A 20,123-nucleotide genomic window follows, 5' to 3' on the forward strand; every position below is an offset into this window, starting at 1 on the left:
CAGGTTGCTCCGGCAGGCCGAATGCGGTTGCCTGGCGTCGTGCCGGTGCGATTGGTCCTCGCCGACGACGAAGCGCTGCTCCGTCGAGGGCTGAAGGTCCTGCTCGAAGCGGACGGTCGGGTCGAGGTCGTGGCGGAAGCCGCGGACGGCGCCGGCCTCCTGGACGTCGTGCGCCGGTTCCGGCCGGACGTGGCGCTGGTCGACGTGCAGATGCCGGGCATGGACGGGCTGGCCGCGTTACGGGCGCTGCTCGCCTGGCCCGACCCGCCCGCGCTGGCCGTGCTGACGACGTTCGACCTGGACGACTACGTGGCCACGGCGCTGGAACTCGGCGCCCAGGGCTTCCTGCTCAAGGACGCCGAGCCGGCCGCCCTGGTGCGCGCCGTGCTCGACCTGGCCGCCGGGGGAGCCGTGCTGGACCCCCGGATCACCGCCCGGCTGCTGCCCCGGATGCGTGCCGCCAAGTTGCGGAAGCACCCGCAGTTGGACGGCTTGATCGCGCGTGAGCGGCAGGTGCTCGAACTGCTGGCGAGCGGGCAGCCGAACAGCGCCATCGCCGCGTCGCTCGGCCTCAGCGAAGCGACGGTGAAGAGCTACGTCTCCACCGTGCTGACGAAACTCGGCGTCGAGAACCGCGTGCAAGCCGCCCTCGTCGCGCACCAGGTGGGCACGTGGTGATCGTGCTGGAGTTCCTGGCCGTCGTGGTGCCCGCCGCGATGGTCCTGCTCGCCGACCACGTCCCGTACACGTGGTCGATCCCGACGGCGCTGGCGGCGTGCGCGCTGCTGCCGGTGCGCCGTTGGCAGCCGTCGGTCGTCGCGCTCGCCTGCCTGCCGGGCCTGGTAGGTGGTCTCGGCTGGCCCGCCACCGTCGTGGCCCTGTACCGCGTCGGCCGCAAGTCCACCGCGCCGGTGATGATCACGTGGGTGGCGGTGGCGACCGTGCTGCCGTCCACGCTGGTGGTCGTCAGCCAAGGCCTGAACCCCGGCGCCGCGCTCCTGACGTTCGCGTTCAGCCTCTTCATGGCCGGCGCACCCACCGCCCTAGGTGCCCTGATCACGACCAGGCGCGAGCTGACCGCCAGCCTCGCCGAGGCGTCCCGGGCCCGGATCGCCGAGGTGGAGGCTCGGGAGGACGGCGCGCGTGCGTCGGAACGTGCCCGGATCGCCCGTGAGATCCACGACGCCGTAGGTCATCACGCGACCCTCATCGCCGTCGAGTCGGCAGCCCTGGCCGCCACCACCGAGGACCCCGCGACCCGCGACACCGCGCTGCGCCTGCGTGCCCTGGCGAAGGAAGCGCTGGCCGAAATGCGCGCGGCACTAGGCCTCCTCAACACCGAACCGAGCCCCGGCTTCGACGGCATCCAATCCCTCGTCGACCGCGCAAGATCCGCCGGCCTCACCGTCCGCTACGAAGACCACAGCACCGGCCTTCCACCACCAGCCACCGGCCGCGCCGCCTACCGCGTGGTCCAAGAAGCATTGACCAACGTCACCAAACACGCCCCCTCAGCTCCAGTCCACGTGCGACTGTCCGAACAGGATGATCGGCTGCACGTGACCGTGATCAACGGCCCACCCCCAACCCTGCCGCCCCCGTCCGATCAAGGCGGCCACGGCCTGCACGGCCTGAAGGAGCGCGTAGCCCAGGCCGGCGGCACCCTGACCACCACGGCACGTGCCGACGGCGGCTTCGCGATCGAAGCGACCCTACCGACGGGTCCGTCGAAAGTTGACGCAGATGACTCGACTTTCGGCGGTAGTGCACGAAACCCGGCCAACGCATAGTAGGCCGCGAGGCGTCGAACCGGGGGAAACGGCGAGACCGAGGGGACCAGGGGCCCGCCAACCGCGGGCCCCTACCGTTTTCGCAGGTAGGACGCCTGATCCACCAACCCGGGGGGCCGCGTCGGGGGCCCGTTGCGAGTGCGCTAAGCTATCCGCGCACCCCACAACGGGATGCGGCCGGGACGTGGCGCAGCTTGGTAGCGCACTTGACTGGGGGTCAAGGGGTCGCAGGTTCAAATCCTGTCGTCCCGACGGCCAAGAGGGTCTTCGCAGGTCAGATACTGCGAGGGCCCTCTTTTTGTGATCTTGGTTCGTTCTTCGAGGTCGAGCACGTCGCTCAGCGACACCTTGACTCGGAGGAGTTCCGCGATGCCTCTGCTGGACCTGACCTGGACCTGACCAAGATCACCACCGGCCTGTCGAAGACCTGGGCCGGCTACCTCCGCGACTGGGACCGGACCCTGCGCTCGGCCGGTCACCCGGAGACCACCCGCTACAACTACCTCCTCGCCGCCACCCAGTTGGCCCGTTACCTGGAGGAGTACTCGCCCGACCCGGACGCCGACGACGCGGCCGACGACCCGTGCGAAGTGACCAAGGCCCACGTCGAGGCGTTCCAAGCCTGGATGATCGAGACCCGCTCGGGCGCCACCGCGCTGAACAAGCACAAGGGCCTGCAGCAGTTCTTCAAATGGCTGATGCTGGACGAGGAGGACATCGACCGTTCCCCGATGGAACGGGTAAAGCAACCGCAGGTGCGGAAGAAGCTCATCCCGGTCATTCGCGACGACGACACGAAGCGTGTTTTGGACACCTGCAAGGGCAAGGATTTCGTCCAGCTTCGTGACGAGGCGATCATCCGCCTCTACTACAACACCGGCGCCCGCTTGTCCGAGGTCGGCAACCTGACCTTGGACGACTTGGACATGGACACCGACTCGGTCCACTACCACGGCAAGGGCAACAAAGACCGCCGCGTCCGCTTCGGCCCGAAAACCGCCCGCGCCCTGAGCCGCTACCGGCCCGAAAACCGCCCGCGCCCTGAGCCGCTACCTCCGCTCCCGCGCCAAGCACAAAGCCGCCGACCTTCCGGACCTGTGGCTGGCCGAACGCGGCATCCGCCGCTTCGCCCCCAACGGCATCAAGATGATGCTCAAGCGCCGTGGCCTGGCCGCCGGTTTGACCGGCGTCCACGCCCACCGCTGGCGGCACAACTTCGCCCACGAGTGGAAGCGAGCGGGAGGCGACACGGGGGATCTGATGCTGCTGCTCGGATGGACCTCCGAGGACATGCCACGCCACTACGGAGCCAGCGCTGCGGCCGAGCGAGCCCAGGAGACCCAACTCCGGATGGGGATCGGTGAGCATGTCTGAGCGTTGGAGCAGCGCCGTGCGGGTCTGTAGGTTCGAATCCCTGGCAGGGCACACAGCAGATGGGAACAGCTCCGACCAGGGGTTACTCGAAGGGCCGTCTGGTCGTTGAGCACCGGATATCGCTCGATCGGAGTAGCGGACCCGTCACGGCTCAGCTTGTCGACGACAACGAGTCGGCAGGTGGTCGCACGTGATCAGGCGATTTCCTCGAGATCGAGTCTTGCCGGCACGGCGCATGCCGTTCGATGGCCGGCCCAGCGCGGCCTCCGGATCCACGTTCCGTATTAGTTCAGTGACGTTCCACCCGAAGATCCCGACCGGGGGTCCTACGACGAGGACCGCACCTACCACGGACGCCCGACACCCGACCTGCTCAACGCCGGGATGATCCACGTCGAGCTGAGCGAGTTCGGGCCGACCGAGCGCACGGGCAGCCAGCGCCTGTACGTGCTCCAAGACGATGACGGCCCCGACGATCCCGCAGTGTTCCACTGGGGGAATACCGGAACCGGGCCCCATCGTGCCGGCCGCGGGGTCCTCGCCGATGCCTTGGGCGTCAAACCTCAACAGTCCCTCGTCGGCGACTTCGCGGTCGACGTCGTCGCGCATCTGGTCGGACCATGGCGGCTGCGTCGTGGTCCGGTTCTCCGCTGGGTTCGGGGCTGGTGTGCCGAGCACGGCATGGAAGTGTTGCCGACTGTGGTGCGTGAGCTGCCGCCGGTGGAACCCCTCCCACTACGGCCCGCGCCCGATGTTGTTGAGGACGCATGTCATCGGGCGATCTTCGGCCCGAACAGCCGAGGCCCGCGACGCGGCTGACTCAGGAGGGGCAATCGTGGCTGGCAACGGACTGTCGGGGCTGGGGCGTACCGTGCTGCGGATCAGCGGTACCTCGGCACCACCAGGAGGCAACAGTGGCCGGTGATGGAATTGATCGTCGGGCGCTCGACCAGTTCGTCAACAACCTTCAGCGCGAGTTCGACAAGCGGCCCATCAGGATCGCGGTCGAGGCCGACATGCCGGAGTTGCCGCAGGTCGGCGGGGCGACGGTGAACAACTACAACGGTCCGGTGTTCAACGGCGACGTCTCCGGTGCCCAAATTGCCTGGAACAACGACACCGTCACCCAGAACCAGCAGCACACCAGTACCGTCGCTCCTGGTTACGAGGAGCTGGCCAGGTTTGTCACCGATCTGATGCGCCAGCTGCCCCAAGTGGGCTTGGACGAGCAGGACTTGGCGGATGCCGAGGCGGCTGGCAACGACCTGCTCACCGAGGTCACTCAGGCCGAACCGGAGAAGGGTCGCGTGCGTCGCGCGATCACCGCCCTGCGCGGGGTGCTCGCGCCGGTGGCGACCGGCGCCGTGACCGGTCTCGCGGCGGGGGCCCAGGACTTCGCTCAGACCGCGATCACCGGCCTGACAGGCATCGTTTGACCAGGCATGACAGAGGGGCACACTCTGTTCTGGAGGGTATGCCCCTTCGTCATGTCACGGACCTGCTGGCGGCTGTGGCGCGACATTCGTCATGCTCGGACGCCGAGCCGAGTCCATGTCCGTCCTGACTCCACCGGACTGCACCACCTGCTGAGCGCGAAACGGGCGCACACTGAGGGTGTGGACAAACAGGTGGTTCACGACGACATGGAACGCGCACTCGCCACGTTCCACTCGCTCCTTGATCAGGTGAGCGACGCCGACCTGGGCCGCGAATCCCACAGCACCCGGTGGAACAACCGCCAACTGCTGTTCCACATGCTCCTCGGCTTCCTCATCATCCGTGCGCTGGCCACCCTCATACGCCTGTTCGATCGACTCCCCGTCCGAGTCGGCCGCGGTTTCGCCCGCCTGCTCAACGCCGGGACCAGGCCGTTCGACGTGGTGAACTACCTCGGATCCTGGTTGGGCGGTGCCGCTCTCGGTCGCCGCCAGATGACAGCACTCTTCGACCGCGTCATCGCCGCACTGCACCGCCGCCTCGACCGCGAAACCGACGTGGAACTGGCCCGGGGCATGCACTACCCGACTCGCTGGGACCCGTTCTTCCAGGACTACATGACCCTCGCCGACCTCTACCGCTACCCGGTACGGCATTTCGACTTCCACCACCGCCAACTCACCCTCAAAGACCGAGGATGAAGGGTGTTCGGACATTCCCTCATGTAGAGCTGTGGTGGGCGACGTAGAGACTGCCGAGTGCTCAGGGTCGGCAACTCGCGTTGTGCTCGGCTGATCGACGTGAACAGGACAGAAGGCCGCTGCGGCAATCCACCTCCGTCGACTGCCTGCTGGATCTTCGCGGTCAGTCCACCGCGGACCGGGCCGGATCCATCCGTCGACGCTTCCCTGCGGTGCTTCGCGGGACTACAACGCGCCGATCTCACCACACGGTGTGTGGCCGCCGGGCCGTTCGCGATCCGGTGCCTCGTCCAAGCGTACGTGTTCGACAGCCTGATAGTCGATGGCCCTGACATCATCCGCATCGGCTCCAGCCTTGAGTACCACCGCCTCGGCTGGTGTAACCCCCTTCTGAATAACGCTCTTTCTCTCGAAGCAGGTCGCGAAGACCTTGGTGGCTCTGTCCATCTTGAACAGAACTTTGTCGGTCCGGGTGCCGCAGCTTCGTCGAGTCGGTTCGGCGGTCAGCGGATGTGTGGACGGTTCGGTGGAACTTCTCGCCCTCGACCAGATCTCGCAGTTTCTGGAAAGCACTTGGACGTCCAGCTTGTGTCGATGACACGGTGCACGGTGCACGGTGGACTTCGGGTTGACGCTCCGCTGAAACCCTTGCTGGGTCGTGTGGTCCGTGTCCTGACCACTGCGGGGATCCAGGAGGTCCTCGGCATCGGCGCCGGCGCGACGGCGAGCCGGCTTGCGGAGCCGATCAGAGTCCGAACGCGCCGCCTTCGACGAGGATCAGCAGTCCGATTCCGATCAGCACAACGGGGAGCACGATGTGGTTCCAACGCGCCAAGGCACGGGCGATCACCGGCCGGGTGGCGAAGAACCGGCCGACCGCGCACCAGACCGCGACCAAGGCGAGAAAAACCACGACGAATACGACCAGACCGCCGGTTCCAGCAGTGGTGAAGACCGGCACGTAGACGCCGATGTTGTCGCCACCGTTGGCGAAGGTGACCGCTGCGACGGCCAGTGCCGTCGGCCCGTCACCCGTGCCGGGGGTCTCATCGTCGGCGTCGCGGCGTTCGTACCAGGCTCGCCAGGCCGCACGGAGACCAAGCAGGAGCGGCGGCAACCCCAGATAAGGGATCATGGTGTCCGGAAGCAGTCCCGCGCCGAGAGCGCCGACGACCGAGGCGGCCAGGATCGCCGCGAATCCCAGGTACTGCCCGGCCACCACCCGTGCCGCGCCGCCGCGCTGCCCGGCGGCCTGACCGAAGTAGACCGCCAGGATCACGATGTCATCGACGTTGGTGACCGCGAACATGCCGACGGCCTGACCGACCAGCCCAAACTCCAACCCGAGTCCTCTCGACATCGCACTCCGTCGTCGCACACGGTACGGAGCGAGGCGGGATCGCCCGGCATAGACCCACGCCGGGCGTCCGGTCTGCCAGGGTGTGGAAAGCGCCTCCGGCGACAACACTCGTGCGAGCAAGTCCTGGTCGCTGACAACCTGCGCGACCTCATCGATCGGAGGTGGCCCGTTGACTGTGCGGCCCGAGCCGGACAGCGCCTCGGTGACGAGGTGCTGGTGCTGCGGGGTCGGGTTCCCGGAGCCGGAACTGGTCCGGCTCGGGGAGCATCCCGAGGTGGGTGTGTGTCTGCGTTGTGCCCGGTGGTTGTGGCGGCGGGCCGTGCGGCGGCGTGATGAACTGCGGCCTTCGGTGGCCGGGAGGCTGCGGGGTTGTGTCCACGTCGTCCGCGAGGCGGTGATCCGACGGGGATGGCACGAGCGTGGTGCGCTGGGGGTGTTCCTGCGTTGGCTCGACCGGTACCTGCCGTAGCCGCCCAGTGCGCGAAGGCGGATCAGGTGGGACGGGTTTCCGATGCCGGCCGTAGGAGGGCGCCGAATTCGGTGATGCCGCTTGCCAGGGCTTGTGCTTGGTTGAGCACGGTCGTGGTGATCTCGGGATGGGCGTCGGCCCAGTCGCGTGCCGCCTGAGCGTTGGTGAAGAAGTTGATGTATCCGCAGGTGCGGTCGGCCGAGGGGCAGCAGGCGTCGTCGGTGGCGCCGGCGAGTACGACGGCGGTGTCGGGGCTCCAGGTCGCGTGGTCGTGGTCGACCCGGATGGTGATCGTGGTGTCGCTGTCGGGCTCGGTGGATGTGATGACGACCGGGTGGTCGAGCATGGCGGACATGCCGAGTGCGTCGACGGCGCACATGGCGTAGGTCGTCGGGCCGTCCGGCCAGGTCACGGCGTGGCATGTCGGCGCGGGTGAGAACGGGTAGGCGGCGCGGATCCGGCCCTGGTCGTCGACGGCCAGCAGGTCGCACCCGGTCAGTTCACGCAGCGCGGGTTCGAGGTCGATGCCGTGGTCGTGGCAGTAGTCCTCCAGGTCTTGTGGTCCGGGTGGTCTGCCGGTGTCGGCGAAGGCGGCGAGGATTCCGTGGTGGAGCTGACGGGCAGGGGCAGCGAGGCCGACGGCGGCGCTGCCCTTGTTCAACCTCAGGTCTGTCGGTTCGGTCATCGCGGTTCTCCACAGTGGTGATGGGGCCCTGCTTCGGGTCAGGATGCGCAGCAGGACAACTTGGTCACGTCGCGGGTGAAGGTCTGGGCGGCGAGCTTGATGCCTTCGGCCATCGTGAGGTAGGGGCACCACATGTCGGCCATCTGCGTGACGGTCATGTGGTTGGCCAGGGCGTAGACGGCGGTGGAGATCACGTCTCCGGCGCCGTCGGCGAGTACGTGGGCACCGAGCAGTCGCCCGGTGTGGCGTTCGGCGACGAGTTTGATCAGGCCCCGGGTGTTCCGGTCAACCAGGGCGCGCGGTACGTGTTCCAGTGGCAGTACCCGGCACTCGCACACGTGACCTTGTTCGATGGCTTGGGCTTCGGTGAGGCCGGCTGCCGCGATCTGCGGGCTGGTGAAGGTCACCCGTGGTAGGTGGTGGTAGTCCAGTGTGCGGCGGGCGCCGTCGAGGGCGTTGTCGGCTACCAGGGTGCCGTGGGCCGCGGCGACGTAGACGTACTGCGGGTGCCCGGTGACGTCCCCGGCGGCCCAGATCCGCGGGTTCTGTGTGCGGAGGTTTTCGTCGACCGGCACCTCGCCTCGCGGGCCGTGTTCGACGCCGACGTCGGCCAGTCCGAGTCCGTCGGTGACCGGGCGGCGGCCGGTGGCCACCAGCACCGCCTGCGCCGGGATCTCGTCGTCGGTGGTGCCGGCTGTGCGGTGACCGGCGATGACGAGGTCGTCCTCGCGTCGGACCGAGCTCACCGTACTTCCAGTCTGCACGGCGATGCCCTCGTCAGCGAGCACGCGTTCGATGCCGGCGGAGATTTCCGGCTCCTCGCCGGGTGCCAGCCGGTCTTCCTGCTCGACGACGGTCACACGGGTGCCGAGGCGGGCGAACAACTGTGCCTGTTCCAGTCCGACGTGGTTGCCGCCGATGACCAGGAGGGATCGCGGCAGCGTGGTCAACTCCATCGCCGTGGTCGAGGTCAGGTAGCCGACCGCTGTCAACCCGGTGATCGGGGGCGTCCACGGGGTCGAGCCGGTGGCGACGAGGTAGTGCTCCGCGTCCACTCGCGTCCGGCCGCCCGCGGCGAGGTCGACGTCCACTGCGGGGCCGTCGACGAAGCGGGCGCTGCCGGTCAGGATCTCCCAGCCGAGGTCGGCCGCGAGGTCGACGTACTTGGCGGTCCGCATCGTGTCCACTAGGGCGCGTTTGGCTTCGGTCACGCTGGCCATGTCCACCTCGCCGGCGGTGGTGCGGATCCCGGGGAAGTGCTGGCGCAGCGCGATGTGTCGTGCCTTAGCCGCGGCCAGCAGTGCCTTGGACGGCACGCAGCCGGTGTTGACGCAGGTGCCGCCGACCGTGCCGCGCTCGATCATGATCACGGTCCGGCCTTTGCGGCGAGCCGCGATCGCCGCCGCGAAGGCGGCACCACCCGAGCCGATCACCGCGAGGTCATACCTCATCGGGGCCTCCCACTGCCGGAGCCGTGTCGCATCCGCTTAAGCGGATGCGATGAGAGTAGCGCGAAGCATCCGCCTGGGCGGATACTTCTGTGCGTGACGGGGCACGGGAGTGTGGAGACGGTCAACTGCGCGGGCGGGGCGGACTGCTGCGCCGGTCCGCTCGGTCTGCTGCCGGAGGTCACGGACGGGGCCGCGGTGCTGGCGAAGTTCTTCCGAGCGCTCGGTGATCCGGCCCGGCTGCGACTGCTGGAGTTCCTGGTGGCCGGTGAACGGTCGGTCGGCGAATGCGTCCGGCACATCGGTCTGGCCCAGGGTCGGGTGTCGACACATCTGGCGTGTCTGGCCGACTGCGGTTACGTCGAGGTCCGCAGACAGGGCCGCTTCTCGTATTACCGGGTCGCCGATTCCCGGGTGGTCGACCTGGTGAACCTGGCCCGGGTGCTGGCGGCGGACAACGCCGCCGTGCTGGCCGCGTGCCGGCACATCGACGCCGATGCGGTCACCGCCGACTCGGTCGTGCCTGAGTCGCGATAGTCCGTCGCCGTCACCCTGATGCCGTAGTCGCACTCTCGGAATTCGTACGCTGTGTGACCGGAACGCCTATTCGCAACGTCGGAAACCGTACCCGTCTGCGGGGTTTGTCGTTGATTGAGTCTGGCGCAGACTGCGCTACTGGGGTGCTCCGTTAGGCGCATCGTGAGCGGATTTCTTTGGGGGGATGCCTTAGGTCTGTCAGTTGACGCTGCGGCAATCGCCACGCGAGAGCGCATGTCGCCGGAATGTGAGCTTTATACATCTTGTCGGGCGCACGCTTGATGCGCTGCGACATGGAATGAGAAGGACGAGGACGAACTGATGAGTCATCCCGAGCTGGCCACCGCCTTGACCGATCTGCTGTCGCTCGACTTGCCGCCGGTGGCGCTGTCGAAGGTGCAGGAGCGTCCGGAGGGGGTCGTCGACACCGGCCGTCCGGTGCCGTCCAGCTGCGCGTTGTGGCGGGTGGCGGAGAAGGGCGTGTTCTACGCCGAGGCCGCGGAGCACTTCAACTGTCCGGTGGGGTCCATGGTGATGGGCTTCGAGATGCCGGAGGAGGTCAACGCCGAGCTGGGTGGGCTGGTGCAGTCGATGTGCGACGCCCAGTACCTGGAGATGTCGGAGGTGGCGAAGATCCCGTCGGTGAGCAAGGCGGGCACGGGCGTGGTCTACGGGCCGTTGGCCGACCTGCCGGTCGAGCCGGACGTGGTGCTGCTGTGGCTCACGCCGGCGCAGGCGATGATCTACAACGAGGCGTCCGGCGCTGCGAACTGGACCGCGGAGGCGGGTCAGGTGTCCGGGCGTCCGGCGTGCTCGGCGTTGGCGCTGGCGATGGACACCGAGCAGCCGCGCATGGCGCTGGGCTGCATCGGCATGCGGACGTTCACTGGCATCGCGGCCGACCGGATGCTGGCCGTGCTGCCGGGTGCCAAGGTCGGCGAGTTCGTCGAGGCGCTGAAGGTCACCGTGCAGGCCAACGCCGGCATGAAGGAGTTCTACGAGGGCAAGCTGGCCCAGTTCGCGTGACGGTCTGACGCCGCGCGGTCCCCTGACACCTGGCTCTTGACCAGTCGGCGGTGCTGGGGGATTGCGCGGTCCGCCACTCCGGGCCTACTCTCGGTCACATCGACAAAGTTCGATCCGCTGAGGATCGACGGTATTCGATGTGGGGTGGGCGGTCGTGACGGTGCCTGGGCGACTCATCGAGCTGGAGATCGTCGAGACGCGATCCTCGGGCGCGCCGCATTGCAGCGTTCCGCTGACCACGCCGCGGTTGTCCCCCGACCAGGCGCACGACCTGTCGGTGGTGTTCAAGGCCCTGGCGCACCCGACCCGGGTGCAGTTGATGAACCTGCTGGTGTCCAGTCCTTTCGCGGCCTGCGTCTACGACATCCAGGTCGCCATGGGCATGCCGCAGTCCACGATCAGTCACCACCTCAAGCAGCTCGTCGGCGCCGGTCTCCTGCACCGCCAACAGCGCGGCAGTTGGGCCTACTACTCGGTTGACCGCGACGCGATGCGCCGGTTGGGCACGGTGATCGACCTCGGCGACGCGCCGCCACAGCCCTTGTCGCCGCAGGCGCAGACCGATCCGCCGGCCGAACCGGTCCAGGCCCTGTGATGCCACCGTCCACCCGACCTGCCGCGTCACCCGACACTGCCGGCGGGCTCCTGTTCGGCGACGAAGCCGCGCGGTGGCTGGGAGGCCGGGCCGAGCAGCTGCTACCCGCGCAGGCGCGTCCCGCTGCCGTGCGCCGGACCTGGCTTGTTCTCGCGGTGGTGCTGCTGACCCTGGCCGGTGTCGCCGTGGCCATCAGGATGGTGCTGTGATGGCCGTTGCCGCGCGACTCGGACGGCGCAGGGTGCCGGTGGTGTTGCAGGCAAGCCGCGCAGAGTGCGGCGTCGCGTGCCTGACCATGGTGCTCAACCACCACGGTCACACGATCTCGCCGCAGGAGGTGCGGCGGTTGTGCCCGGTCGGCCGTGACGGGATCAGCGCGGGCGTCATGGTCCGAGCCGCCAAGCAGCTGGGTCTGCGGGCCGGCGGCTACCCGGCGGTCCCGGCCGTCTTCGACCAGGTGCCGCTGCCGGTGATCGCGCACTGGGAGGACGACCACTTCGTCGTCGTGGAACGCATCTCCGACCGCGGCGTCGACCTGGTGGACCCCCGGCTCGGACGGCGGCGGCTGTCGCCCGCGGAGTTCGCCGCCGGGCTGGGCAAGGTCGTGCTCAGCGTCCGACCCGCCGATGGCACGAAGCCCGGCGGCCAACGCGCCGAACCGTTCTGGCGCCGCTACCTGCGGTCGCTGCTCGCGCTGCCCGGCATCCGCGGGCTGCTGGCGCAGGTGCTGCTGGTGAGCCTGGTCGCGCAGGCGCTCGTGGTCGCGATGCCGCTGGCCACCAAGCTCGTAATCGACGAGACGGCCACCCTGCGCGGCTCGTCGCTGATGACCCTGCTCGGCCTGGGCGTGCTGGTCGTGGCCGTCGCGCAACTGGTCACCGGCCTGCTGCGGGCGGCGTTGCTCGTCGGGTTGCAGGGCAGGCTCGACACCCAGGCCCTGCTCGGGTTCAGCGCGCACCTGCTGCGGCTGCCGATGCGGTTCTTCGAACAACGCAGCACCGGCGACCTGGTGACCCGGTTCGGCAGCATCGCCATGCTGCGCGAGCTCATGACCGGGCAGACCCTGGGCTCGCTGCTCGACGCCGTGCTCGTGCTGACCTACCTCGGCCTGTTGTTCTTCGTCGACCTGACCGTCGCGCTCGCGGTGCTGGCCGTCGCCGTCGCCGTGGTCGTGCTGCTGTGGAGCACGACCCGGGTGGTGCGCGAACGCATGGCGCTGGACCTGGCCACGCAGTCCGAAGCCCAGGGCTACCTGGTGGAGATGCTCGAAGGCATGAGCACCGTCAAGGCCGCTGCGGCCGAGGGCCGCGCCATGGGCAGGCTGTCGACCCTGGTGTCCACCTGGACGTCGGTCACCCTGCGCCGCGGCTACCTCGCCTCCACCATCGACGCGGTCACCTCGACGTTGCGCTTCGTGACACCGCTGCTGGTGCTGTGGCTGTGCCTGACCCGGGTGCTCGACGGCACCCTGTCACCCGGCACCATGCTCGCGGTCACCTGGCTGGCCGCCGCGATCCTCACCCCGCTGGCCTCGGTCGCGGTCAACGGCCAACGCCTGCAACTGGCCGGCGCGCAGCTACAACGCCTCGCCGACGTGCTCGACACCGCCGCCGAGCCGCGACCCGAGCCCTCCGCAGACGCAGCGCCGCTGCGGTTACGGGGTGCGATCGAACTCGACCGGGTCGGCTTCGGTTACGACCCCTACAGCCCCGCGGTCCTGCACGACGTCACCGTCACCATCCACCCCGGTCAACGCGTCGCCGTGGTCGGCTCCACCGGCTCGGGCAAGACCACTTTCGGCATGCTCCTGCTCGGCCTCTACACGCCCACGGCGGGCACCATCCGCTTCGACGGCCACGACACCGGCATACTCGACCCGCGCACACTACGCGGCCAGATCGGCGTGGTCTTGCAGGAGCCGTTCGTGTTCAGCGGCACCATCCGCGACAACATCACCCTGCACGACCCGGCGATCACCGACGAGGAGATCGCGCGGGCCGCGCGACTGGCCGGGCTGCACGACGAGATCACCGGCATGCCCCAGGGCTACGCCACCCGCCTGGCCCAACGCGGCACCGGGCTGTCCGGCGGCCAACGCCAACGACTCGCCCTGGCCCGCGCCCTCGTACGCCGACCCGCCGTGCTGCTGCTCGACGAGGCCACCAGCCACCTCGACGCCGTCACCGAGGCCCAAGTCCACCGCAACCTCGCCGACCAGCGCTGCACCCAGATCGTCATCGCCCACCGGCTCAGCACCGTCCGCGACGCCGACAAGATCCTCGTCCTGCACGACGGACGTCTGGTCGAAACCGGCACCCACGACGAACTGCTCACCCGTGACGGGCACTACACCGCGCTGGTCACCGCACAACTCGACCAGCCCACGACCGCACCACAAGTGCCCACACCAGCCAACTCCGCGACAGCGGAGACCACCCACGGCAACGGAAGGAGGTGAACCCACCATGGAGGAGATCCTGGAGCTGACCGACACCGAGCTCGACACGGTCGTCGGCGGCCAGGGCGACGTCAGCACGTGCGCCGCCACCCCGGACGGCGTCTGCGTGTGCAGCGCCACCGTGTAACCCCGACCAACCACTGCAGGTGGTCGAGGCACAACCGGTGGTGAGCGGGCCAGCTTGACCCTAGCCCGCTCACCACCGGCCCTCACAGGGCCGACCACATCGACCCCGCGCTCATCCTTGCAGCCACACGCGCCGATCGCAGCCACCCGACAGCCACAGGTTCGCGACGAGCCCTCCGCGGACATCGACCACGGCTCGGAGCTGACCACCGCACCGTTCCAGCACGAATCACGTTCCGACGGTGTCAGGACCGGTCGGCACCGCGATGACGTCGGGATGGGCGTCGGCCCGTCGGGCCTGGTCGCGGAGAGCGACTACGCCGCGCTGGACGAGGAGCGGCTGGCACGGGGGCAGCGGATCGCGCCGGAGGGCAACGCCCACCAGTCGGAGCTGTCGCCGAACCGGAAGTTCATGATCGGCACCGACGAGGACTTCAGCCCGTACCGCGTCACGGCGAGGATCGACTCCGGCCCGTACGCCGGTCAGGAGTACAACGCCACGTCCGCGGCCTACACCAAGCCGATCGACGACACCACGACGATCAGCGGCGGCAGCACGTACGTCGGGCAGGCGTGCGCGGCGCTCCCGCCCGGCACCGGCACGGCCCTGGTCGAACGCGGCGTGTGCACGTTCCAGGCGAAGCTGGACAACATCATGGCCGCCGGCTACACGGCGGGGATCGTGTTCCAGAACGTCCGGTCGGACTGCCTGGGCGGGTCCACGATGGCCGCGGAAGGTCCCATCCCGTACGTGTTCGTCGACCGGTACGCGGGCCTGCGGCTGCTGGGCGTGCCCGGTGTGACGGAGGCGAACGCGTGCACCACGCCGACGCCCGCGGCCGGCGGCGAGTCGACCACGATCCAGTCCGTCTTCGACGGGTGGGATTACGTGCGCCTGTTCGGCACCGACATACCCAGGTCCGGGACCGGCTCGATCCGGCAGTTCGACACCTACACGGTGCCCGAGGCGCAGGACCCGGCCTACGCGCGCGGGTTCGGTGACCTGTCGGTCCACGAGGTGGCCATGGACCCGGAGAACAACAAGCTCGCCTACCTGTCGTACTACGCCGCCGGGCTGCGGGTCGTGGAGTACGGGCGCGACGGCATCCGGGAGGTGGGCGCCTTCATCGACGAGGGAGGCAACAACTTCTGGGGCGTCGAGGTCTGGCGGGACGAGACGGGGGAGCAGTACGTGCTCGCCGGCGACCGCGACTTCGGCCTCTACGTCTTCCACTACGACGGCCGATCAGGGGTCCGTCGGGACACCTTGACGACCTATACCCCTAGGGGGTTAACGTATCGACGATTCCGAGTCAGGTCTGTGGGGGTGCGGACGTGAGTGTCGACGGGTTCGTCGCGAGCGGGTACGAGAAGGTCAGCCAGGTCTTCACGGATCTGGTCGACGAAGGCCGGGAGACCGGTGCCAGCTTGTCGGTGTGGGCTGGTGGGCGCGAGGTCGTCCACTTGAACGGTGGCTGGCTGGATGTGGCGCGGAGTCGTCCCTGGCGTGGTGACACGCTGGTCACCACGTACTCGACGTCCAAGCCGTTCGCCGCGCTCACGGCTCTTGCCGCGGTCGCCAATGGCGCGCTGTCACTGGATGAACCGGTAGCGACCTACTGGACGGAGTACGCGACCGGTGGCAAGGAGGGCACGACGCTGCGGCAGATCCTGACCCACAGGGCGGGTCTGCCGGCGTTCCCGCGGTCAGCCGGCGAAGTCGACCTCTTGGACGACATAGGGCTGCGGCGGGTGCTCGCGGAGGCCACGGCGGAATCCGCGCCTGGATCGGTCCTCGCCGAGCACGCGCTGACGTACGGTCACCTGATCGACGGTGTACTCCGTGCGGCCACGGGCCGGTCGCTGGGGGAGATCTACGCCGACGTGATCCGCCCAGTGCTGGACATCGACGCCTGGTTCGGCGTTCCGGAGCGTCACCTGGACCGCGTGGCCGAGCTCGAACTGGGCGTCGACGGCAGCGCCGACGACCTCGTGGCTGAGGTCGCATCCTCCTACGAACGGGCGCTCGCCATACCCGCGGGTGCGCTGGACCCGGCTCGGCTGAACTCGCCGGACTGGCACCAAGCGGTGTTCGGCGCGAGTGGCCTGCACGCCTCGGCGACGGCATTGGCGAAGTTCTACGCAAGCCTCACGGCCGAGGACGGACCGGTCCGTCGGCTGCTGGGGGCGGAACTGCACGCCGAGTACCTGACGTCCCAGGTGTGCGGTTACGACGAGGTCGTCGGCACGACGGTCAACTGGACGCTGGGCTTGTTCCGCACGGACTCGTTCATCGGCCTGGGTGGATTCGGCGGGTCGGCTGCCTGGTGGTCGCTGCGCAACGACCACGCGGTGGGTTACGTGACCCGCCGTCTCCACGATCACTCCCGGATCGCCGAGATCGCCGCAGTGCTGGGTGACGACATCAACCTCCAGGTCACTTGCCGCTGAGCGAGTCGCCGGTCTACGTCGACTCAGCTCACGCCTCATGCGCCGACCAAGACGGTTCGACGCCGCGCCCTGGTGCAGGCGACGTAAAGCATCCGGTCGATCTCCTCGGTGTGGAGAAGACCCGTGCGGAGTCGCGCATGCTCCGTCTCGGACAACGCCACACCCACGGTGTCCCACTCTCCACCTTTGGCCTGGTGCGTCGTGAGTCCGAGCACCGGCTGATCATCGCGGGCCAGCCGTGTGGCGAGGGCGGCCAAGCGTCCGGTGTGGGCAGGGTGAGCACGCCGCAGCGGACGTGGAGAGACGTCCTTGATGATGTCCGCCAACTCTGCGTACGCGCTGTTGACGGACGCGGCCCCGGTTGCGAGCAGGTCGAGGACTCGTTGGAGCTCACCGTGCAGCTGGTCCGGGATCGCAGGATCCGTAATGGCCAAGGCGAGAAGCGCGTCGGCCAGGTAGGTGGCCGGCTGGCCGAGTACGGTGCTGGTCATGTGATTCAGGAGGAGGGTGGCGGCGGCCTCCTCGGCGCCACCTTTGAACGACTGGAACGCAAGTGGCAGGATCTGATCGCTTGTGGTCCACAGTTGCTTCCACATGACGGCCAAGACGACGTCCACGTCGTTCGCGACAATGGCCTGGCCGATCGTGTCCAGGGTGACGCCGTGTCCGGCTCGAAGGTCCTCTGCGAGCTTCCGCTGGGACGGGGCACGCCATCGGAAGGATTGGGTCAGCGCAAGGGTGCGAGTGCCCGTGCGGTCCAGGAGTTCGGGGATCGCTTCAGGGCGTGCGCCGCGAAAGACGTAGAGGGCTTGCCACGGATCCCCGACCAAGGTGATCGACAAGTCGGCTTGCACGGCCAACTCGATGATCTTGAGGTCGAGGTCGTTGGCATCGAAGACTTCATCGACGATCAACGCACGAGTCGTTTCTGCCAACCGCGCGCGGACTCGCTCTGCGATGTCGGTGTCCTCCAAAGCGGCGTCGAGCGCGTCCCGGACGTCCTGATGCGTACAGATGCCTTCCTCGAGACGGCTGTCGATCACTTCAAGCAGTACGCGCGAAGCCTTGTGGCGCAGCACGCCCACGAACTTGATCTCACCGGAGTCCACGACAACCTCGTATGACTCGTCGGTCCACTCGGCCCGGCCGAAAGCGGTCCAACTGTCGACAACGGTGAGTTCCGTGTGTCCGGTCGGCCAACGCAGCAGCCCGCTGTCCAGCAGATCGCGCAACAGGTCGTTCATGATCGTATCCAGCGTCACGATGCGATGCGGCCAGCCGAGGGAGGCCGGTCCCCAGATGCGCTTGACCCGTCGCTGCAGGTTCCAGGTGGCCGCACGGGTGAAGCTGACGGCGGTCACCGCCCGGTGATCGGTGCGTGCCTCGGGGGCGAATCGCAGCACTCCGAATCGCTGGGCGGCGACCGTCGTCTTGCCTGTACCGGGTCCCGCGTCGATGAACAGGCGCTTCTCCGTGCTGGCACCGGCGACGGCCTGCTGGCTGGTGAGGTCGGCCGCCCGCACGTCACTCGTCGCTGGTTCGCGCGTCACTCCGGTCCGTCCTCGACCACCGACTCACCCGGCGATTCCCCAGGCGCGTCGGCCGCGGCTGTGACCGGCGTCGGGTAGAGGAAGTCGAAGATCTCCGCGAAGTGCGAGGGCACCGCCAAGCTCACCGCGTTGGAATAGCGCTGGTCCGCGAGTCGGGCGGCCAAGGCCAGCGCGAACTCGCCCTTCCGGGGTGCTCCCGGCCCCTGCGGTGTCGCCGGCCGGCTCTTGGTGGCCTTGCGAGCGCTGCGGAACAGCTCGTGGATCACAGCGGTGTCCAATGGATCAGGTACGGCGAGGTCAAGTTCCCCGAGGGCGACCGCGATGTGGGCCTCATTGCCTTCGACGATCGATGGTTCAAGCGTCGGGTGGCTGTGCACCACTTTGACCACCAGCGGATCGTGGGCTTCGTCCGTCAGCCATGAGGGCGGTGTGGGTAGCTCGTCGAGGGGTTTGTCGCTGTCGCGCAGCACGGCCAATCGGTCGCACAGTTCGTGTCCGCGGGTCGCGAGCAGGCGTACCGCCCAGGGGCCCACCTTGGTGCCCATCGGCACGATGCTCAATGCGTCGACGAACGACTGCTTGTCGATGTCGGATCCCGCCCAGGCCCAGCCGAACTCGCGGACCAAGGCGGCGTCGGTGACTCCTTCGACCAGCAGCAGTCGTTCAGCGAAGAGGGCGGCCGAACGACTCGCGTCCAGGTGCAACCTGGTCTTGCGCAGTACTTCCGCGCGGTCCGGGATGTCGAGTTGCGCGATGCCCCGGCACACGCGACGTCCTCCTCGGTCACGCCGGAGGACGACGATGTCCTCGGGAGCGCACGAGGTGATGATGTCGGTGGCGTGGCTGGAGAGGATGATCTGCAGCTCGGGCCGCTGGCGGACGATCCGCTGCAGGTACCGCGCCAGGGAGTGCTGCAGCTGTGGGTGCAGGTGCGCTTCGGGCTCTTCGATCAGCACCGTGACGTGCAGAGGACGAGACGGAAAGAACGAGTCCTCTTCGCTTTCACGCTCCGCCTGGGCCTGGAGCAGCCGGGCCTCCGCCTCGGCGGCCACCTGCGACTCCGACGGTGACGAGGCCGGTTCGGTGGCGGTGCCCTCCGGGGTGGTCGCCGTCTCGGTGGGGGCGGTTGGAGCTTCGGCCTCTCTCGCGGCGCGCTGCTGGTCTGGGATCGCCGCCAGCGTGACGGCGATGTGGAGCAGGTTGACGTACCCGAGCCCCGAGACTTCGAGCGGTCGGGCGTGCTCACGTCCTTCGAGTACCGCGAGCATCAACTCCAGGACCCTGGCCAAGTAGGTGTCGTCGATGACTTGACCGCGCACGTAAGGCCAGTTGCGGGCCACACCGGCGGACAACGACTGGAGATGGTCCGCGATCCGCTGTTCCACGGCCTGGATGAGTCCGTCGTCGGTGAGCTGTTCGAGCAGGTGCGACGCTCGCGCTCGTAATCCGCCCAGGTCGCGACCTTTACCCGTGTTCTGCTGCTGTGCGCGAAGCAGTTCGACGAGGATTCGCGCCTCGCGACGCGCGAGCTCGTCGACCGGATTGCGTCCAGCCGGCAGGTACACGAGCCGGAACGAGTCGGCCAGATCGCTGTGCACGAGCCACTCTGTCGACACCCTGCCCAGATCGCGCCGCAACCCACGGGTCCAGCCCACCGCGGTCGCTCCCGGAGTGGGCCTCCCTCCGTGAGCCTGCATCGACCGGCCGAGCGGGCTCTCGTCCGCGAGTTCGGGCGCGAAGGTCCACTCGACCTCCACCGACCTCTCACCGTTGCCCAGCGTGGCGGCGCTGGGTCCGGCCAGGCGTGGGAAGACCTTCGGATGGGCAAGTTGCAATGCCTCGGCGACGGTGGTCTTGCCCGCACCGTTGGCGCCTACCAGGACGGAGAACCGACCGGGCAGTCGAACCTCCAAGTCGTGCTCGGCGCTGGCGCGCAAGCCTCGCACCATCAACTTGCTGAGGTACACCCTGAGATCGCCTCCACGCATCACGCCGACCGCACCTGATCATCCACAGGTCAGCAGGGACGTCGGACTCGACCCGACCGTCGTTACAACCGACCCGGCAGCCGCGTGTAGCGGTCGCGGGTCGGTATGTCGGTGAACGCCGGAGACCT

Annotated in this window: 19 protein-coding genes, 1 tRNA gene and 1 pseudogene; 15 read left to right on the plus strand and 6 right to left on the minus strand. The window is 68.3% G+C overall.

The annotated features are described in order from the left end of the window. The first annotated feature begins 21 nt into the window (after positions 1-21). From ADK67_RS21625 to ADK67_RS21650, 8 genes and pseudogenes are all read left to right on the plus strand, one after another. Complete coding sequence (locus ADK67_RS21625) at positions 22-678, plus strand: response regulator (RefSeq protein ID WP_053718279.1); 657 nt, start codon at positions 22-24, stop codon at positions 676-678. After that, positions 672-1,790: a sensor histidine kinase gene (locus ADK67_RS21630; protein WP_231648298.1), complete on the plus strand. Its 1,119-nt coding sequence runs from the start codon at positions 672-674 to the stop codon at positions 1,788-1,790. Before ADK67_RS21625 ends, ADK67_RS21630 begins: the two co-directional genes overlap by 7 nt. A gap of 178 nt (positions 1,791-1,968) precedes the next feature. After that, positions 1,969-2,042 (plus strand) — tRNA-Pro (locus tag ADK67_RS21635). Continuing rightward, a pseudogene (locus ADK67_RS54725) lies at positions 1,997-2,728 on the plus strand (tyrosine-type recombinase/integrase); the annotation flags it as partial. The gene ADK67_RS21635 and the pseudogene ADK67_RS54725, both read left to right, overlap by 46 nt. A 103-nt stretch (positions 2,729-2,831) precedes the next feature. After that, entirely contained in the window at positions 2,832-3,164 is a 333-nt protein-coding gene (locus tag ADK67_RS54730; RefSeq protein ID WP_269436019.1) for a tyrosine-type recombinase/integrase, read from the plus strand. Positions 3,165-3,548: 384 nt separating this feature from the next. Beyond that, positions 3,549-3,983: a DUF6166 domain-containing protein gene (locus ADK67_RS55390; RefSeq protein WP_442974177.1), complete on the plus strand. Its 435-nt coding sequence runs from the start codon at positions 3,549-3,551 to the stop codon at positions 3,981-3,983. A 95-nt stretch (positions 3,984-4,078) separates the two neighbouring features. Further along, positions 4,079-4,600 carry a hypothetical protein gene (locus ADK67_RS21645; protein ID WP_231648299.1) on the plus strand — a complete coding sequence of 174 codons (522 nt, stop codon included), beginning with the start codon at positions 4,079-4,081 and terminating at the stop codon, positions 4,598-4,600. 51 nt (positions 4,601-4,651) lie between these two features. Further along, positions 4,652-5,302: a DinB family protein gene (locus ADK67_RS21650; RefSeq protein ID WP_331459332.1), complete on the plus strand. Its 651-nt coding sequence runs from the start codon at positions 4,652-4,654 to the stop codon at positions 5,300-5,302. Positions 5,303-5,527: 225 nt separating this feature from the next. Here the strand turns inward: ADK67_RS21650 and ADK67_RS51090 are convergent, their stop codons facing one another. The 4 genes from ADK67_RS51090 to merA all read right to left on the minus strand — a co-directional run bounded on the left by ADK67_RS51090 (position 5,528) and on the right by merA (position 9,267). Next, complete coding sequence (locus ADK67_RS51090) at positions 5,528-5,749, minus strand: hypothetical protein (protein WP_157620705.1); 222 nt, start codon at positions 5,747-5,749, stop codon at positions 5,528-5,530. 298 nt (positions 5,750-6,047) lie between these two features. Next, a complete protein-coding gene (locus tag ADK67_RS21655; protein WP_053718281.1) occupies positions 6,048-6,644 on the minus strand; it encodes a cadmium resistance transporter in 597 nt (198 codons plus the stop codon). A 509-nt stretch (positions 6,645-7,153) separates the two neighbouring features. Beyond that, positions 7,154-7,816 carry an alkylmercury lyase family protein gene (locus ADK67_RS21660; RefSeq protein ID WP_053718282.1) on the minus strand — a complete coding sequence of 221 codons (663 nt, stop codon included), beginning with the start codon at positions 7,814-7,816 and terminating at the stop codon, positions 7,154-7,156. 38 nt (positions 7,817-7,854) lie between these two features. Then, positions 7,855-9,267, minus strand: coding sequence for a mercury(II) reductase (merA, locus tag ADK67_RS21665; protein WP_053718283.1), 1,413 nt, complete (start codon positions 9,265-9,267; stop codon positions 7,855-7,857). A gap of 93 nt (positions 9,268-9,360) precedes the next feature. On the opposite strand from merA, the gene ADK67_RS21670 reads away from it, so the two are divergent. From ADK67_RS21670 to ADK67_RS21700, 7 genes are all read left to right on the plus strand, one after another. Then, positions 9,361-9,801 (plus strand): ArsR/SmtB family transcription factor, encoded by a 441-nt coding sequence (locus tag ADK67_RS21670; protein ID WP_231648300.1) that lies wholly within the window; start codon positions 9,361-9,363, stop codon positions 9,799-9,801. Between the two features lie 321 nt (positions 9,802-10,122). After that, positions 10,123-10,827 carry a DUF169 domain-containing protein gene (locus tag ADK67_RS21675; RefSeq protein WP_053718284.1) on the plus strand — a complete coding sequence of 235 codons (705 nt, stop codon included), beginning with the start codon at positions 10,123-10,125 and terminating at the stop codon, positions 10,825-10,827. 154 nt (positions 10,828-10,981) lie between these two features. Further along, positions 10,982-11,422: an ArsR/SmtB family transcription factor gene (locus ADK67_RS21680; protein ID WP_157620707.1), complete on the plus strand. Its 441-nt coding sequence runs from the start codon at positions 10,982-10,984 to the stop codon at positions 11,420-11,422. Continuing rightward, entirely contained in the window at positions 11,422-11,631 is a 210-nt protein-coding gene (locus ADK67_RS21685; protein ID WP_157620709.1) for a hypothetical protein, read from the plus strand. Before ADK67_RS21680 ends, ADK67_RS21685 begins: the two co-directional genes overlap by 1 nt. 41 nt (positions 11,632-11,672) lie before the next feature. Continuing rightward, positions 11,673-13,880: a peptidase domain-containing ABC transporter gene (locus ADK67_RS21690; RefSeq protein ID WP_197289556.1), complete on the plus strand. Its 2,208-nt coding sequence runs from the start codon at positions 11,673-11,675 to the stop codon at positions 13,878-13,880. Between the two features lie 403 nt (positions 13,881-14,283). Next, the gene (locus tag ADK67_RS21695; RefSeq protein WP_157620715.1) at positions 14,284-15,345 is read left to right on the plus strand and encodes a PA domain-containing protein; all 1,062 of its coding nucleotides are present in this window, start codon (positions 14,284-14,286) and stop codon (positions 15,343-15,345) included. Then, positions 15,342-16,457, plus strand: a complete 1,116-nt coding sequence (locus ADK67_RS21700) for a serine hydrolase domain-containing protein (RefSeq protein ID WP_053718289.1) — start codon at positions 15,342-15,344, stop codon at positions 16,455-16,457. Before ADK67_RS21695 ends, ADK67_RS21700 begins: the two co-directional genes overlap by 4 nt. Before the next feature lie 35 nt (positions 16,458-16,492). Here the strand turns inward: ADK67_RS21700 and ADK67_RS21705 are convergent, their stop codons facing one another. Together ADK67_RS21705 and ADK67_RS21710 are read right to left on the minus strand one after the other, a co-directional pair. Further along, a complete protein-coding gene (locus tag ADK67_RS21705) occupies positions 16,493-18,007 on the minus strand; it encodes a UvrD-helicase domain-containing protein (RefSeq protein ID WP_082403661.1) in 1,515 nt (504 codons plus the stop codon). After that, positions 18,004-19,974, minus strand: a complete 1,971-nt coding sequence (locus tag ADK67_RS21710) for an ATP-dependent nuclease (protein ID WP_053718291.1) — start codon at positions 19,972-19,974, stop codon at positions 18,004-18,006. The genes ADK67_RS21705 and ADK67_RS21710 overlap by 4 nt, the downstream gene beginning before the upstream one ends. Positions 19,975-20,123: the final 149 nt, after the last annotated feature.

The sequence above is a fragment of the Saccharothrix sp. NRRL B-16348 genome, assembly GCF_001280085.1.
Lineage (GTDB): Bacteria > Actinomycetota > Actinomycetes > Mycobacteriales > Pseudonocardiaceae > Actinosynnema.

What these genes read in the sequence shown, in the direction of transcription:
- ADK67_RS21675 (WP_053718284.1), top strand. Translation starts at nt 10,123, where the DNA reads ATGAGTCATCCCGAGCTGGCCACCGCCTTGACCGATCTGCTGTCGCTC.
- ADK67_RS21685 (WP_157620709.1), top strand. Translation starts at nt 11,422, where the DNA reads ATGCCACCGTCCACCCGACCTGCCGCGTCACCCGACACTGCCGGCGGG.
- ADK67_RS21695 (WP_157620715.1), top strand. Translation starts at nt 14,284, where the DNA reads ATGGGCGTCGGCCCGTCGGGCCTGGTCGCGGAGAGCGACTACGCCGCG.
- ADK67_RS51090 (WP_157620705.1), bottom strand. Translation starts at nt 5,749, where the DNA reads ATGGACAGAGCCACCAAGGTCTTCGCGACCTGCTTCGAGAGAAAGAGC.
- ADK67_RS55390 (WP_442974177.1), top strand. Translation starts at nt 3,549, where the DNA reads ATGATCCACGTCGAGCTGAGCGAGTTCGGGCCGACCGAGCGCACGGGC.
- ADK67_RS21625 (WP_053718279.1), top strand. Translation starts at nt 22, where the DNA reads ATGCGGTTGCCTGGCGTCGTGCCGGTGCGATTGGTCCTCGCCGACGAC.
- ADK67_RS21660 (WP_053718282.1), bottom strand. Translation starts at nt 7,816, where the DNA reads ATGACCGAACCGACAGACCTGAGGTTGAACAAGGGCAGCGCCGCCGTC.
- merA (WP_053718283.1), bottom strand. Translation starts at nt 9,267, where the DNA reads ATGAGGTATGACCTCGCGGTGATCGGCTCGGGTGGTGCCGCCTTCGCG.
- ADK67_RS21650 (WP_331459332.1), top strand. Translation starts at nt 4,652, where the DNA reads ATGTCACGGACCTGCTGGCGGCTGTGGCGCGACATTCGTCATGCTCGG.